General features: G+C 33.5%; 16 protein-coding genes. 6 read left to right on the forward strand and 10 right to left on the reverse strand.

The window, feature by feature from the left end; genetic code table 11:
- Nucleotides 1-39 precede the first annotated feature (39 nt).
- The 4 genes from DG435_RS25595 to DG435_RS16580 all read left to right on the forward strand — a co-directional run bounded on the left by DG435_RS25595 (nt 40) and on the right by DG435_RS16580 (nt 2,862).
- Nucleotides 40-219 (forward strand): hypothetical protein, encoded by a 180-nt coding sequence (locus tag DG435_RS25595; RefSeq protein WP_159025549.1) that lies wholly within the window; start codon nt 40-42, stop codon nt 217-219.
- Nucleotides 216-1,100, forward strand: a complete 885-nt coding sequence (locus tag DG435_RS16570) for a sterol desaturase family protein (RefSeq protein ID WP_106792469.1) — start codon at nt 216-218, stop codon at nt 1,098-1,100. Before DG435_RS25595 ends, DG435_RS16570 begins: the two co-directional genes overlap by 4 nt.
- Nucleotides 1,097-1,453 (forward strand): SnoaL-like domain-containing protein, encoded by a 357-nt coding sequence (locus tag DG435_RS16575; protein WP_106792426.1) that lies wholly within the window; start codon nt 1,097-1,099, stop codon nt 1,451-1,453. The genes DG435_RS16570 and DG435_RS16575 overlap by 4 nt, the downstream gene beginning before the upstream one ends.
- An 80-nt stretch (nt 1,454-1,533) precedes the next feature.
- Entirely contained in the window at nt 1,534-2,862 is a 1,329-nt protein-coding gene (locus DG435_RS16580) for a DUF6624 domain-containing protein (RefSeq protein WP_106792427.1), read from the forward strand.
- A 16-nt stretch (nt 2,863-2,878) separates the two neighbouring features.
- On the opposite strand, the gene DG435_RS16585 is transcribed toward DG435_RS16580, so the two are convergent.
- Both DG435_RS16585 and dprA read right to left on the reverse strand, forming a co-directional pair.
- Nucleotides 2,879-3,718, reverse strand: a complete 840-nt coding sequence (locus DG435_RS16585) for a tetratricopeptide repeat protein (protein ID WP_106792428.1) — start codon at nt 3,716-3,718, stop codon at nt 2,879-2,881.
- Nucleotides 3,719-3,772: 54 nt separating this feature from the next.
- The gene (dprA, locus tag DG435_RS16590; RefSeq protein WP_106792429.1) at nt 3,773-4,876 is read right to left on the reverse strand and encodes a DNA-processing protein DprA; all 1,104 of its coding nucleotides are present in this window, start codon (nt 4,874-4,876) and stop codon (nt 3,773-3,775) included.
- A 146-nt stretch (nt 4,877-5,022) separates the two neighbouring features.
- Between dprA and DG435_RS16595 the strand changes: the two genes are divergently transcribed.
- Together DG435_RS16595 and DG435_RS16600 are read left to right on the forward strand one after the other, a co-directional pair.
- Nucleotides 5,023-6,018, forward strand: a complete 996-nt coding sequence (locus DG435_RS16595; RefSeq protein WP_106792430.1) for an SPOR domain-containing protein — start codon at nt 5,023-5,025, stop codon at nt 6,016-6,018.
- Nucleotides 6,019-6,172: 154 nt separating this feature from the next.
- Complete coding sequence (locus DG435_RS16600; protein ID WP_024769764.1) at nt 6,173-6,682, forward strand: acyl-CoA thioesterase; 510 nt, start codon at nt 6,173-6,175, stop codon at nt 6,680-6,682.
- 31 nt (nt 6,683-6,713) lie between these two features.
- On the opposite strand, the gene fabF is transcribed toward DG435_RS16600, so the two are convergent.
- The 8 genes from fabF to DG435_RS16640 form a co-directional block, all read right to left on the reverse strand.
- The gene (gene fabF, locus DG435_RS16605) at nt 6,714-7,961 is read right to left on the reverse strand and encodes a beta-ketoacyl-ACP synthase II (protein WP_106792431.1); all 1,248 of its coding nucleotides are present in this window, start codon (nt 7,959-7,961) and stop codon (nt 6,714-6,716) included.
- 50 nt (nt 7,962-8,011) lie between these two features.
- Complete coding sequence (locus DG435_RS16610) at nt 8,012-8,560, reverse strand: TetR/AcrR family transcriptional regulator (protein ID WP_106792432.1); 549 nt, start codon at nt 8,558-8,560, stop codon at nt 8,012-8,014.
- 73 nt (nt 8,561-8,633) lie between these two features.
- Nucleotides 8,634-9,863 carry a murein hydrolase activator EnvC gene (locus DG435_RS16615; RefSeq protein WP_106792433.1) on the reverse strand — a complete coding sequence of 410 codons (1,230 nt, stop codon included), beginning with the start codon at nt 9,861-9,863 and terminating at the stop codon, nt 8,634-8,636.
- Nucleotides 9,860-10,633, reverse strand: coding sequence for a DUF4292 domain-containing protein (locus tag DG435_RS16620; RefSeq protein WP_106792434.1), 774 nt, complete (start codon nt 10,631-10,633; stop codon nt 9,860-9,862). The genes DG435_RS16615 and DG435_RS16620 overlap by 4 nt, the downstream gene beginning before the upstream one ends.
- 7 nt (nt 10,634-10,640) lie before the next feature.
- Nucleotides 10,641-12,014, reverse strand: a complete 1,374-nt coding sequence (locus DG435_RS16625; protein WP_159025550.1) for a lipopolysaccharide assembly protein LapB — start codon at nt 12,012-12,014, stop codon at nt 10,641-10,643.
- 36 nt (nt 12,015-12,050) lie between these two features.
- Entirely contained in the window at nt 12,051-13,067 is a 1,017-nt protein-coding gene (locus DG435_RS16630; RefSeq protein ID WP_106792436.1) for a sugar phosphate nucleotidyltransferase, read from the reverse strand.
- Between the two features lie 34 nt (nt 13,068-13,101).
- Nucleotides 13,102-13,536: a dUTP diphosphatase gene (dut, locus tag DG435_RS16635; RefSeq protein ID WP_106792437.1), complete on the reverse strand. Its 435-nt coding sequence runs from the start codon at nt 13,534-13,536 to the stop codon at nt 13,102-13,104.
- A 74-nt stretch (nt 13,537-13,610) separates the two neighbouring features.
- The gene (locus DG435_RS16640) at nt 13,611-15,062 is read right to left on the reverse strand and encodes an oligosaccharide flippase family protein (protein WP_106792438.1); all 1,452 of its coding nucleotides are present in this window, start codon (nt 15,060-15,062) and stop codon (nt 13,611-13,613) included.
- Between the last annotated feature and the right edge of the window lie 6 nt (nt 15,063-15,068).

Genomic DNA, 15,068 nt, shown 5'->3' on the forward strand with positions numbered 1-15,068 from the left:
TTAGTATTGCTATTACTTTTGCTTTATAAGTAAAAAAGCATGAAGAACTTTACGTTTCAAAAATACTGGTACTTAGGAGTTTTAGGATGTATTGGTTTCTATACGTTCTCAGATGTGATCGATTATTATCATGGTCATGGTTCTATTTGGGGCTTATTAAGCCTGTTATGGTTCCTTTGGTTTTTATACTTCTTACCCAAAAACCAACAGCAAAAATGAATATAGAAGAAATTGTTTTCCTTTTCCAAACTTCAGAGATACTAGACTATGTAGCATATTTTTTTATCATCAATATAGCACTTATCTTTTTTGAAATTTGCTTAGACTTTTTTACCAGCAAGGAACGAAGATGGAAAGATACAGGAGCTAACATTATTATATTTTTTCTCGGACAATTATTAGAAAAAACAGCCTTTGGTGCTATCGGGATTATTTGCCTCCTACCCTTTTATCATCTTTCTCCATTTGAGATCCCAATGAATGGCTGGACTTGGGTTGCAAGCCTGTTGGCTGCTGATTTTACATATTATTGGATGCACAGGCTAGAACATGAGCATCGTATTTTATGGGCCAATCATAGTGTGCATCATTCTTCTGAAGATTATAATCTAACAGTATCTATGCGATTAAGCATTATAGAAAGTGCAATCGAGTGGATCTTTCTTATCCCGATGATATTAATTGGTTTTAATCCTTTTCAAGCCATAGTTTCATTAATTTTTGTTGCGCAATATCAAACATGGATACATACCGAAAGAATTATCAAACTGGGTTGGTTAGACGAAATATTTAATACTCCATCTGTGCATAGGGTACATCATGGTTCTAATGAAAAATACCTCGATAAAAATTATGGTGGGGTTCTGATACTATGGGATAAACTATTTGGCACATTTCAGAAAGAAGAAGAAAAAGTGATTTATGGATTAACCAAAAACATAAATTCTAACAACCCCATCATTATCAATTTTATCGAATATAAAAATATATGGAAAGACGTAAAGCAATGCAGAACCTGGATTGATCGATTTAGAATCATCTTTGGTAGTCTTATATGGCGCCCTTCCTATTTCAAAAATCATAAAAAAAACAATACATGACAACTATAACAATAGCTAACAAACTAGTAGAACTGTTACGAGAAAAAAAAATTTTGGAGGCCCAGCAACAATTATTTGCTACAGATGCGATAAATCAAGAACCTGATTTGTATAAAGAAAAATCAGTAGTAGGTTTAGAAGCTATGATTCAAAAAGAAAAGCGTTTTCTTTTGTATATAAAAAAATGGAATCATTTTGAAGTTTCAGAACCATTAGTGAGTGCACATCATTTTAGTATACGAATGATCACAGATGTAACCATGGTAAACAATGATAATATAACTATCGATGAGATCATTATCTATGAAGTGAGTGATGGAAAAATCATAAAAGAGCAATTTTTTTATCATTAAAATTATTTAAAAGGCAAATTCTATTCTATTTTTTTAAATAACCATTACATTTCTTTGTTAGCGTCATTTAAATAAATAGCATGAAAAATCATTCATTATCAATAGTATATATATGTCTTTTGTTCTTAATTATAGGTTGCACTTCTTCTAAAAAAGAAACCGAAAAATTTGTTGAGGAAGAATACACTACCAACGATCAAAATCCAAAATGGGTAAGTAGCTTAATCAATGCATATAGAACCCTAAATGAGAATCAAAGTATTGAAGCAGCTAATCAGCTATATGAGGCTGCAGAACTAATGCCCAAGAAAAATTGGGAGATCTATTTTATGGCAGCAACTATTTATGCTCCCAAAAACAAAAATAACGAAGCGTTTCAATCCTTAGATAAAGCTATACAAGCAGGGCTTAGAGATTCTGTATTAACAGCAACCTACCCCGGCTTATCTAATCTAAGAAACGACTTAAGATGGAATACCCTATTACATACTATAAGTAATAATAGAAAAACGTATGTACAAGCTATTAAAAACCCAGGGCTATTAAAAGAATTGGAAGAAATGTGGGCACAGGATCAACTTGCATTATCTCAATATGAAGAAAACACAAAAGCTCTGGACAGTAATGCATCTGCAGAAGAATATCAATTACTCTTTAAACCCGTCGAAGATCGATGGGAAATAAACAGGAATAAGCTCGATAGTATAATTGATATTCATGGTTGGCCCGGAAATAAACTTGTGGGAGAAGACGGAGCAAAAATAAGTTGGGCAATACCACAACATTATCCCGATGTTTTTTTCAAACAAAAGTGTCTTTCTCTAATTGAAAAAGCAATGAAGAAGGGAGACATGGATCCCAATCATTATGCAGAACTTAATGATAGGATAGCTCGAGACACCTGGCAAAAACAAATCTATGGAGCAAGCATGGCACAAGATGCTCCTCACCCTATTAAAGATCCAGCTAATGTGGATAAAAGAAGAACAGCATTAGGGCTTCTGGAACCTATAGAAGTATATGCATATTATCACGGTATCAATTATCAACGCCCTGGTGAAGAAGAAGCTAAAATAGCATTAGCCACAACACATCAAAAAGCACAACAAAATTTTGAATCCTTTGAAAAACTTATAAATCAGAAAAACATTGATTCGGCAAATACGCATATTGCAAACGCAATATCATTTTATGGAGAACTTAGCAATGAACAACTTTACCAGGCGTCATTATATCTTGCTCCGTTCGAGAATAACCGTTCTAAACGGATCTTCAAAAAAATTCTAAAAGTTCTCATCTGGAGAAAATGGGAAGGTAGATTTCAAATAGCTAAACAATCAGAATTTGTTTCATGGCATGAAAAAAAGGAATGGTTAGAAATCACAAAACTCCTTCAGAAGAGTCAATAATTATTGTTTTTAACCCTCAAATATCAATTTCTTCAAGATCTAAACTATCAAAGAAAATATCAACATCAAAATCATTTTCAAAAGCCAATTTATAAAACATCTTGGCTTTTTCTTCATCTTTATCGACTTCCTCTCCCATAATATACATTGCAGCCAATTGTCCTGCAGCTTTACCATGACCTAGATTAGCAGCTTTGGTATAATATTCTATTGCTTTATTGGTGTCTTTTGGTATAGTTTCGTATCCTGTAGCATAGTATGCTCCCAGATTATAGATTGCTCTGGCATTATTGTTTTCTGCAGCTTTAATACACCAATCCAGCGCTTTTTGCACATCTTGTTCTGCTCCTATTCCCTGGGTATAATAAATACACAATTCGAACATAGCATCTGCGTTTCCTTTATTGGCGGATTCTTGATGTGCCAATAAAGAAGCTTCCAAATTTTCTTTATATGCATACCCTTGATATAGCATATAACCTTTTAACAAATATAATTCTCCGCTAGAATCTTCTTTCTCCAATTTTCTAACTAAACCGATAATATCATTAGCGGGTATAGAAGTGAGATTAGCAAAATAGGCTATTCGTATATATTTTATCCACGCATCGATACCATATCCCAATTCTGCAGCCAATTTAAAGTAAGAAACCGCTTTCTCAGCATTTTGATCGACACCAATACCTTTATAATAAATCATACCTAATTCGTACCAACCAGCAGAGTTACCAGAATCTCCTGATCTAGTATATAGGTCAATCATTTCATTAACCTTATTGATATCCAATATCGCAATCATCAAATCTCCTCTCTCAATTTTTTCCTGAATTTCCTTAGCCTTTTGATAATCTGTCATAGTAGTATTTATTTTATATCAGTTATAGTTTGAGTTTACTGTAAAAGAAAACAATCAGACTGCCTCAAATAATTTTCCTGGCAGCGGTTTTACAACCCCTTTTAGCTCCATATTAAGTAAAACAGAAGCCGTTTTAAATGTAGGGATTTGGCATTGTAAGGCTATGACGTCTAATAGCTCTTTTCCGTTATCGATTAAAAAATTATAGATTTTTTTTTCTTGCTCATCTAACTCTACAAATAGTTTTTTCTGTACGGCAGGTTGTTCATTTTCATCAAGTTTCCAGTTAAGCATATACATTAGATCAGCAGCACTGGTAAGCATATGTGCTCGCTGGGTCTTTATCAACATATTACACCCCTTGCTTAAAGGATCATGTGCTCTACCCGGTACTGCAAATACATCGCGATTATAGGAATTAGCAATATCTGCAGTTACCAAAGAGCCCCCTTTATCTGCACTCTCAATAACAACAGTTGCCTCACTAAGTCCTGCAATAATTCGATTACGACCGAGAAAATTTTTGCGATCAAAAGTGTCTGTGCTCCAAAAATCTGTGAAAAACCCACCATTTTCCTCGATCTGAGCAACATACTTCTTATGAGCTTTGGGATAAATTTGATTTAAGCCATGCGCCAAACAACCAACAGTTTGTAAATTATGTTTGACCGCTGCGCGTTGTGCTGTGATATCCACACCATATGCAAAGCCAGATACAATAACCGGATTTACAGGAGCCAGTGTTTCTATCAATTCTTCGCAAAACTGTACTCCATAACGAGTCACCTGACGAGTACCTACAATACTAATGATTTTTTTATGTTGAAGATCAATATTTCCCGAACTAAACAATACCACCGGGCTATCAATACAATGTTTCAACCTTTCTGGATAATCCTGCTGATCATACACCAGGCAATTGATATTATTTTCCTGCACAAAACGTAGTTCGTTTTCTGCAATTTTTCGATACTCAGGATTATGCAAATCTTTGATCTTCATTTTTCCTATGCCATCAATTTTGAGCAGGTTATTTGTTTTTTCGGTAAGTACTGCTTCTGCATCACCTACTTCACGTATTAATTTTTTGATAGAACTATCCCCAAGATTGGTTACTTTTTTTAGGGTAAGTAAAGCCAGAAGTTTTTCGATGGTCATGTAATAAATTGTAAGTCAGTGCAAGAAACAAAAAAAATCGAAACTGTTAATAAATTCAGCAGCTAGAGTTTAAATGACCTTCATTTTTTTATACCTTTGGGATAATTAATTTTCACTAACAAAGAAAGCATATTTTAAAAGGGGTAATGAATAACACAGCTAACTACATAAGCGAACTATTATATCGATATGAATGCATAATCTTACCAGGTTTTGGAGCATTTTTGACCAGGCGTCAACCTGCTACAATCCAAGATGGTACTAATGCATTTTATCCTCCTCAAAAATTAATTTCTTTTAATAGCCAATTGAAAAACAATGACGGCTTGTTAGCTAATTATATTTCATCTGCAGAAAACATCTCGTATACAGATGCTGTTGCCAAAATCCAACGTTATGTTTTATCTCTTAATGAAAAGATGGCAAACGGACAACGTATAGAATTAGAGAAAATTGGTTCATTCTATACTTCTGTAGAAAATACGTTACAATTTGAACCTTTACAAGAGGTAAACTATCTTACAGAAGCGTTTGGTTTACATTCTTTTGCATCTCCTGTAATTAAAAGGAATGTTGAGATCAAGCGCGAAGTATATAAGGAGGATGTAGAAGCTATTGAAGAAGTAATCCCGCTTACCTTTACTCCAGAAAAACGTCGCGAACGCCCTTATTTGCAGTATGCAGCTGTTGCAGCAATCGTATTGGGAATTGGTGGTTTTTTTGGTTTGAAACAAGTTAGTGATACTAATGTAAGTTATAATAATAAGGAATGGCAAAAAGCCAATCAGGAAATTGAAAATAGAATACAGGAAGCTACTTTTGAAATTTCAAACCCGCTCCCTGCTATTAATCTTAATATTATAAAAGGTAAAGGAAATAGCATTTTAACTCCTGAAATATCTAAAACTGTATCAGGAAATTTTCATATTGTAGCCGGTGCTTTTAGAATTGCATCTAATGCAGATAGTAAAGTACAAAAACTTAAAGCGCAAGGATTTAATGCACATCTTATTGGAGTAAACAGATATGGTTTACATCAGGTAGCATATGAAAGTTATGAAAATCGTTCTGAAGCGATACAAGCTTTAGCCAGAATTAAAAGAGAACAAAGCCCTAAAGCTTGGTTATTGATTAAAAAGTAATCCAAAAATCATACTACTATTATATAGTGCAAGTATTCTGTCGCGACCGCAATAGAATACTTTAAGATGAAGTTTAAATACTCATAAATTAATACCATTTATAATTTTCTCATTATGGTATTACCGCATATCTTTGCAAAAAATTTAAAATTGCATGGAATCCAGACATCCTTCAGAATCTCTTACTACTTTAACCGATTTGGTACTAACAGGAGAAACCAACCCTTTAAATAACTTATTTGGAGGAGAACTTTTAGCTCGTATGGATCGTGCAGCAGGAATTGCAGCAGGTAGACATTCTCGACGAATTGTGGTAACTGCTTCTGTAAATCATGTTGCTTTTAATAAGGCTATCCCACTAGGTAGTGTTGTAACTGTCGAAGCAAAAGTTTCCAGAGCTTTTAGATCTTCGATGGAAGTGTATATAGATGTTTGGGTAGAAGATCGCCAGAGTGGAGATAAAACTAAAGCCAACGAGGCTATCTACACCTTTGTTGCTGTAAATGAAAGCGGAAACCCAGTAGCCGTACCTTCTATAACGCCAGAGACAGAACTCGAAAAACAAAGGTATGATGCCGCTTTACGCCGTAAACAATTGAGCCTGGTGCTAGCAGGAAAAATGAAGCCTAGTGATGCTACAGAACTAAAAGCTTTATTTGTCTAGATTGCTCAAAATTACTCCTTGTTAAAGAATATCAGATTTTTTTAAATATTACTATTGCATTATGACCGCCAAAACCAAATGTGTTATTCATAGCAATATTAACAGTTCCTGTTATAGCTTCTTTTGTAATAATATTTAGTTTTTTTGGAATTTCATTAGCAATAGTATTCGTATTAATGGTCGGTGGAATTATCCCTTCATTAATTGCTTTAATGCATAATATACTTTCGATTGCACCAGCGGCACCAAGTAAATGACCTGTCATAGATTTGGTTGCACTGATTTTAAGATTTTTGGGTGCGTTTCCGTAAATTTTTGTGATTGCTTTGATTTCACTTAAATCTCCAACAGGAGTTGAGGTAGCATGTGTATTTAAATAATCAACTTCTTCTGGATTAATTTGTGCTTCGTCCAAAGCAAGCTCAATAGCTTTTGCTGCTCCAAGCCCCTCTGGATGTGTTGCTGTCATGTGATATGCATCTGCTGTCATTGAAGCACCTATGATTTCGGCATAAATTTTAGCTCCTCTTTTTTTAGCATGATCCAAATCTTCTATCACTAGTGCTCCTGCTCCTTCTCCCATTACAAAACCATCTCTTTCGCTATCAAAAGGCTTTGAAGCTTCACTTGGGTTATCATTTCTGGTAGACATCGCTCTCATTGCATTAAATCCACCTATAGAAGCCTCAGTAATTGGTGCCTCAGACCCACCGGTTATAAATACTTTTGCCTTTCCAAATTTTATGTAGTTGTAGGCATCCATTATGGCCGAATTTGAAGTAGCACAAGCAGAGACTGTAGTATAATTAATCCCCATTAGTTTAAATTTCATGGAAATCATTCCAGAAGCCATATTCGATATTAATTTAGGTACAAAAAATGGATTAAATCGAGGGGTATTACTATTTTCAATATATCCTTTCACTTCTTCTTCAAAAGTATTCATACCTCCTTGTCCTGTACCCCAGATCACTCCAATATCGAAAGGAGATATTGAGTTTACATCAATTTTTGAATCTTCAAATGCCTCTGTTGCTGCATATAATGCATATTGAGTAAATAAGTCGCTTTTTCTAATTTCATTTCGTTCCAAGTATTTTTGCGGATCAAACCCTTTAACTTCACAAGCAAACTGAGTTTTAAATAAAGATGGATCGAATTTCAAAATTCTTGCAGCTCCACTTTTAGCATTGATCGCATTATACCAAAATTCTTCTACAGAATTCCCGAGAGGGGTTATAGCGCCTAAACCGGTGATTACAACTCTTTTTTCTTTCATATTAAGACAAATTATACTTACTAATAAGTAAGTTTAAATGGTTAAAAAAATTATATACTCTTCAATATTGAAGCTTTAACAGATTTTAAAATATTTTTCTGGATAACTTTATCAAGGATGAGAGATGAAAGTAAAGCTGCAATAACTACGTCTGTTTTTTCATCGGCCGTCTCAGTAAAATTAAATTCCTTCTTTTTAAGACCTTCTTTAAGTACGTCTTGCATCCAGCCACGAATTTCCTCACTCATCTTTGTTAGTGATGTCTGCATATTGTCTGGCAAAGATTCGTAAGAAGAGCCCAATGCTCCTACCAAACAAACTAAGTTAAGAGATTGGTTTTTCTCATAAAGAGCAATAAAATTCTTTAGTTTCTCTTTTGGTAAACATTGTTCCCATTCTATATATTTTTTCTTAAACGCATTTCTTGTTTTAAGAATAATTTCTTCTCCCAGATCTGACTTTTTCGGAAAATGATAATGTACCGCAGCATTCTTTATTTGTAGTGGCACAGATATATCTTTATAACTAAAAGCATTATATCCTTTAGTTCTAATTAGCTTTTCTGCCAGATCCATTATTTCTATTCTTTTATCAGACATAATTTACAAATATACTTACTAATAAGTAAGCAAACAAGAAGTGAAGATATAAAAACCGTTTCTACTTGATTACCTACATCTTATAAATCCAACTTTGAGGATTTAATCGTTTTGCATTTTGATAGATTAAGAACTTCATAATCGTTCTACCAGTTGTTGGATTAGTGCGCACCTCACCTATCGCTTGTTTAGTTGATACTTTCTGCCCCTCTTTAACACTAATGTTCGCTATATTATAATACGTGGTGATATAATTACCATGTCGTATTTGTATCAAACGACTCGCTCCTTTAAGTTTTTGGATTGCGATCACTTCTCCTTCAAAAATGGCTCTGGCAGGCTCTCCTGATCTCGTTTCAATTTCTACCCCACTACTATTGATTTGTATATTTGGAAGCGTAGGGTGAGGCTGACGGCCAAATTTCTTTGTTATTCTTCCAGTTCCAACAGGCCAAGGTAATTTTCCTTTGTTAGATGTAAAATTATCGGCTAATATTTTGGCTTCGGCAGTAAGGGCAAATGTTGTTGCAGATCCTTTTTTGGTTACTTTTTTACCTGCTTTCTTATTGGCTTTAGCGATGGCCTCCCTAATCAACTTCTCAATTGCTTTATCAATTGCGCTGGCTTGTTGTTCTTTTGCCTTAATTTGTTTAGTATAGGTTCCTTGTTTTTTTCGAATAGAAGTCATCAAAATTTGTTGCTCCTTTTTCTCTTCTTTAAGCTTACTCTGTTCTTCACGATTCTCATCGATCAGTACTTGTTTCTCTTTTTTTTGTCTTGACAAATCTGTATTTAAAACCTGAAGTGCTCTGGTGTCGTTTTCTATTCGCCCTGCCTGTTCTTTACGATGTTCATTATATTGTTTCATATACTGTAATCGCTTATAGGCTTGAGAAAAATCAGAAGAAGAAAGCAAAAACATAATTCTACTTTGGTGAGATTTGCTCTTATAGGATTTTGTAATCATCTTAGCATAATCCTTTTTAAGTGCTGTAAGTTCCTTACGATATGCTTTTATTTTTTTAAAATTCGTATTGATCTCTCTCGTCAACAAATTAGCTTGTTGATTGGTGACTTTTATTAGGTTTTTACGTGTCCCTATCTGTGAGTTGATAGTTTCTACTTCATAAAGAACAGAACGCTCTTTACGTTTGTTATTAGCCCGTAGCTCTTTCATTTGTTCAATCTCTTCTCTAAGTCGTTGCCGTTCTTCTTCAAGTTGCTGTTGTTTGCTACTTTGAGAAAAAGATGGACTACAGACTACTAATAAACTTACGAAAAATATAACCTTTAAAAACCTCATTGAATAGTGACTTGCTTATACCCTGATGGTATTTTAAACGGAAAACTCACCTTAGCATTGTAATCTACCGTTTTATAATCTATCCCAATCATGGTTTTTTCTTTATCCTGCAATGCTTCAATATAAATTTCTTTAGGAAAATCTTGATTTCCTACTTTTTGATAGCTTTGATAACTAATTGCTAGATCTCTATTTTCTATAGGTTGTTTTAATCGTTGCGAGGACATTTTAAAGGTGTCTGGGTGTATTAAAAACAATCGCTCAAAAAGTGCCAATTCTGTTTTAGGTTGTAATTGATATACTTTTCCAGTTATCGAAGATTTATATTTATCCTTCCTTAAGTTAAACAACGCTTGTCCTAAAAGCATCTGTTGTACTTTATTATAATCCAGATCTGTACCCAACCAATCGCTTAGCAGTTTAAAATCTCCTTCGAAATAGGTGTTATTGATTTTCTCGTAATAGCTTACTTTTTCTGGTGTTATTAGTGCCTTTGCCAATGTAATACCCAACATCTTTACGCTAATCCAAATGGTTTTATCTTTTTCGATTCGCAGCGTAGCATTAGGGCTATAAGATTGTTTACCATCATCGTATTTTACCTTTATACGAGCATTAAGTGTTTTAAAATTAAAAGATCGATTGTAGTGATTTGCAATTACTTTTTCTGCATTTAGTTTTTTAATGCCAGACGTACTTATCGCCTTGGTTCCTTTACAAGAATTAAGCATCATCATAGCAATGCACAATAGATAAAATATTCTGTTCATTACCCGCTTATGATTTTTTCTGAAGTTGATTTGCTTTTTGTTGATATTCTGAGGCTTTTGTAGTGTTTCCCAGGTTGCGATATGCCTCACTTATTTGTTGGTAAAAGTCTGATTCCATCTTTAGATCATCTATCACATAATCTATGCCTATAGTTAGAATTTCAACAGCTTCCGCCGCTTTTTCGAGATGAATCAATGCTACGCCATTAGCCAAATAGAAAATAGGTTGTGCAGGATACATTTCTAAAGCTAATTCGCTTCCTGTCTCTACTTTTTCATATCGCTTTAAGTCTAGTTGTAATAATAAGATTCTTTTTAGCAATACAAAATCATTAACATTACTTTTTATTCCTCGTTCATAAAAATTGAGTGCTTGCTCTTTTTTGTCTTTTTTATAATAATAATGACCTAGTTCTGTAAAAACTTTCCCATTATTTTGACCATTAGAGAGTAATGTAACAATGCTCGTTAATTGAGATTCGTATTGTGGATTCTTATCTAGAAACGGTAAAAAATCATTAATTACTTTATATTTTGATTCAATGTCTATTTTATTACTTTTTAAAGCAATTTTCATTGAATTGATGGCTTGTTCAATATTATTTTCTTCAAGATAAAACTTATATAGTGCTAGATGTACGAATTCTGATTTTGGCTTTTTCTTCAATAGTAATTTAGCCGTTTCAAATGCTTTTTCTTTTTGATTATCCTTACTATACAGATAGATCAGGTTTAAATAGTTCTGTTCTACTTTAGGTTTTTCTTTTATCTTTTTCTCTAGTCTACTAATTTGACCATTTGGATTAATAATTTTTGAAGAGATCCTTTTTCGTAATCGATTGCGATATTCATCGGTTCCAAATTCATCATCTAGTTCATCAAGAACGATTAATGCTTCTTCATATCGTTTTTCTAGAAAGTATAAATTTGCTAATTGCTCTTTGAACATAGGGTTGAATGCGACTAATTTTTCTACTACCCCTATTGATTCTTGATATTTTCGTTGTTGGAAATAAACTTCAAACATAAGTTCGAGGATAAACCTATTATTAGGTTTAACATCTAATACTTTTACGAAATTATCTTCTGCACTTTGAAATCGTTTTAGTTCTAAATAATTCTTACCTAATTCTAAATATAAAAAATCAGGTTTTGGATCAATCGCAATACATTTCTCTAAGGCTTCAATTGCCTTATCATAATTGGTAATCGCTTTTTGTTTTAAAGCTTCAAAAAAGTTCTCCTGAAATTCATCAGAAACATTTCCAAGGTCGTCAATATTTATCTCTTGTTTAGGCTCTATGTCCTGAGACAAGACCGCATTATTTCCACTCCATAAGAATAGACATAAAAGACATATATGTTTCCAATAGTTAATCATAAATCGTGTTCTGCAATACTGGTATTGCATCATAAATTATTCCAAAACAGAATAGTCTCCAATACTAACTGTAGTGAAGTTTCCGTCATAAACCGCATTATTTCCTATCATAGCATTGTCTAAGTTAGCATTTTTTATGACAGTTTTGGTCTGAATCAGACTATTTTTGATTGTTGCATTCTCAATTGTACACCCTTTTCCTATCGAAACATTAGGTCCAATAGTAGCATTTTTTAACGTTACTCCTTCACCCAAATAACATGGAGCAATAACGGTTGAGTTTTCTTGAGTAACTTCATTGCTAACCAAATGTTCTCCATCTTTTTGTAAAAACCCTAACATTCTGGTATTTGTTTCGACAGTAACATTTTTGTTTCCACAATCCATCCATTCATCTACCTGTCCGGTTACGAATACTTTTCCATTACTCATCATTCTCTTAATACCATCATTAATTTGGTATTCTCCTCCATTAATAATGTTATTATCCAGAACATATTGCAATTCGTTTTTAAGAACTGCTACATCTTTAAAATAATATATACCTATTACCGCCAGATCTGATACAAACTCTTTAGGCTTTTCTACCAATTCTACAATCTCGCTTTTATCATTTAGTTTTACGACGCCATAAGCTTCGGGTTGATCTACTTGCTTTACCCAAATTACAGAGTCTGCATTTTTATCGAGATTAAAATCCGCTCTGATTAATGTATCTGCATAAGCAATTACTGCAGGCCCCGACAAAGATTCTTTGGCACACATAATAGCATGTCCTGTTCCCAAAGGTTGATCTTGTCTATAAATAGATGCTTTTGCTCCCAGGCTTTCTGCCAATGTCGTTAAGCTTTCTACCACATCATCTCCAAAAAACGCAGGGTCACCCAATATAAAGGCTATCTCCTCAACTGGTTCTCCTAAAACTTTAGCAATATCAGATACTAACCGATGTACAATTGGTTTTCCGGCAACCGGAATTAATGGTTTAGGAATTGTAAGTGTATGAGGTCGTAATCTCGATCCTCTTCCTGCCATTGGTACTATGATTTTCATGTGTTTTTAAATTGGTTTTATGCTAATTGTTATTTTATTTAACTCCCGTACTCCCAAATCCTCCTTCTCCTCTAGTAGTTTCAGATAATTCTGTTACCTCGATCCACTCTGCTCGTTCATGTCTTGCAATTACCATTTGAGCTACTCGTTCTCCATTCTGAATGGTAAAATCTTCATTCGACAGATTTACTAAAATTACTCCTATCTCTCCCCGATAATCTGCATCTATTGTTCCTGGTGCATTAAGTACTGTAATTCCTTTTTTGGCTGCTAACCCACTACGTGGACGTACTTGTGCCTCATACCCAACTGGTAACTCTATAAATAACCCAGTTTTTACAATTGTACGCTCTAATGGTTTTAGGGTTACTGATTCTGTTATATGTGCTCTTAGATCCATTCCTGCCGAAGCAATAGTTTCGTAATGAGGTAGATCGTGAGATGATTGATTAATTATTTTTATCTGCATATTGACATACTATTATCCTGTAAAAAAGTTAGACTATTTGCCGTAAAAGCTAAAAGTCAAAATTTTAACTGGATTTATCTTTTTAAAATTTGTTTTAATTCTTTCTTTTCTGAGGCGTACAAAATTACTAAAAACCCAAGTAACAATGGGATAGAAATTATATAATTACTATCAAAAACATAAAATGACAAAATCGAAAAGGTAATGGATATAGAAAGATACATTCCTATCTTCTTAAGATTATAAGGAATAGGGTAATACTTTTTGCCATAATACCATGATAATATCATCATAGATCCATAAGCAGCTAGTGTTGCAATAGCTGATCCAAGATAGCTGTATTTTGGTATTAAAATAAAGTTTAACACTAACGTAATTATAGCGCCTATTACAGAAATATATGCCCCAAACTTAGTTCTATCGGTAATCTTATACCATACAGAGAGGTTATGATATATCCCAAGACAGAGATTAGCCAATAAAATTATAGGAACAATTTTAACGGCCTCCCAATATGCCTGATCTCTTATAATAAAGTCTTTTAATACATGTACAAAAACGACTACTCCAAGTAAAATAACCGCTCCAAAAGCTACAAAGTATTTGGTAATTCTGGCATAGGTTTCGGGGGCATTTTTGTTTTCGGAGTAGTTAAAGAAAAATGGTTCTATTCCTAATCTAAATGCTGTAGCAAACAAAGTCATAAATAATGCAAGTTTATAACAAGCCGAATATACTCCAACTAAATGATCCGCTACATCCTCTGGCAACAAATAATCTAACAAAATTCTATCAAACGTTTCATTAATAGAGTATGCAACTCCTGCTATAAGAACAGGAAAAGCATAATTCATCATTTTTTTCCAAAGGATTCGGTTAAAGCGATATTTAATCTTACTATAGAAAGGGATCAATAATACTAATGTTAATCCACTCGCAATCAAATTAGAAATAAAGATATAATTGATCTCATAATTCTCTATAGTGATACTCTTTAGTATCGAAAAATCTTTTGATAACCCTTTTAAGTATAGTAACAGAATGATATTCAATCCCAGATTAACGATTACATTTACAATCTTAATCAATGAATAGCGCATTGGCCTTTCATTTGCTCTTAGCCACGCAAAGGGAACAATTACTAAAGCATCTAATAAAAGAATCCAGATCACCAAAGTAATGTAATCAACTCTTATATCAGTAAGTATTGCTATTTGGTTTTTAAACAGTAAGGCTAAAACAAAAAAACAAAATGATGATATCACCAAAGATATTGCAGATGTGCTTACTACTGCATCTTTATCAGATTCTTTATTAAAAAATCTAAAAAAAGCGGTTTCCATCCCATAAGCCAGTATAACATTAAATAGCACGAAATACGAAAATATAATAGAAATTTTACCGTATTCTCCCGTTGGCAATAAATCTGTGTATAGAGGAACTAAAATAAAAGACAACATACGTGGTAGTACTGTTGCCAGTCCGTAGATAAAAGTTTGCTTAAAGAGTTTTTGAAATATACTCAATTGGTG

This window comes from Aquimarina sp. Aq78 (assembly GCF_900299525.1).
Taxonomy (GTDB): Bacteria; Bacteroidota; Bacteroidia; order Flavobacteriales; family Flavobacteriaceae; genus Aquimarina.

Excerpts from the sequence above, each read along its gene's own strand:
- DG435_RS25595 (WP_159025549.1), top strand. The coding sequence starts at position 40 with ATGAAGAACTTTACGTTTCAAAAATACTGGTACTTAGGAGTTTTAGGA.
- DG435_RS16570 (WP_106792469.1), top strand. The coding sequence starts at position 216 with ATGAATATAGAAGAAATTGTTTTCCTTTTCCAAACTTCAGAGATACTA.
- DG435_RS16575 (WP_106792426.1), top strand. The coding sequence starts at position 1,097 with ATGACAACTATAACAATAGCTAACAAACTAGTAGAACTGTTACGAGAA.
- DG435_RS16580 (WP_106792427.1), top strand. The coding sequence starts at position 1,534 with ATGAAAAATCATTCATTATCAATAGTATATATATGTCTTTTGTTCTTA.
- DG435_RS16585 (WP_106792428.1), bottom strand. The coding sequence starts at position 3,718 with ATGACAGATTATCAAAAGGCTAAGGAAATTCAGGAAAAAATTGAGAGA.
- dprA (WP_106792429.1), bottom strand. The coding sequence starts at position 4,876 with ATGACCATCGAAAAACTTCTGGCTTTACTTACCCTAAAAAAAGTAACC.
- DG435_RS16595 (WP_106792430.1), top strand. The coding sequence starts at position 5,023 with ATGAATAACACAGCTAACTACATAAGCGAACTATTATATCGATATGAA.
- DG435_RS16600 (WP_024769764.1), top strand. The coding sequence starts at position 6,173 with ATGGAATCCAGACATCCTTCAGAATCTCTTACTACTTTAACCGATTTG.
- fabF (WP_106792431.1), bottom strand. The coding sequence starts at position 7,961 with ATGAAAGAAAAAAGAGTTGTAATCACCGGTTTAGGCGCTATAACCCCT.
- DG435_RS16610 (WP_106792432.1), bottom strand. The coding sequence starts at position 8,560 with ATGTCTGATAAAAGAATAGAAATAATGGATCTGGCAGAAAAGCTAATT.
- DG435_RS16615 (WP_106792433.1), bottom strand. The coding sequence starts at position 9,863 with ATGAGGTTTTTAAAGGTTATATTTTTCGTAAGTTTATTAGTAGTCTGT.
- DG435_RS16620 (WP_106792434.1), bottom strand. The coding sequence starts at position 10,633 with ATGAACAGAATATTTTATCTATTGTGCATTGCTATGATGATGCTTAAT.
- DG435_RS16625 (WP_159025550.1), bottom strand. The coding sequence starts at position 12,014 with ATGATTAACTATTGGAAACATATATGTCTTTTATGTCTATTCTTATGG.
- DG435_RS16630 (WP_106792436.1), bottom strand. The coding sequence starts at position 13,067 with ATGAAAATCATAGTACCAATGGCAGGAAGAGGATCGAGATTACGACCT.
- dut (WP_106792437.1), bottom strand. The coding sequence starts at position 13,536 with ATGCAGATAAAAATAATTAATCAATCATCTCACGATCTACCTCATTAC.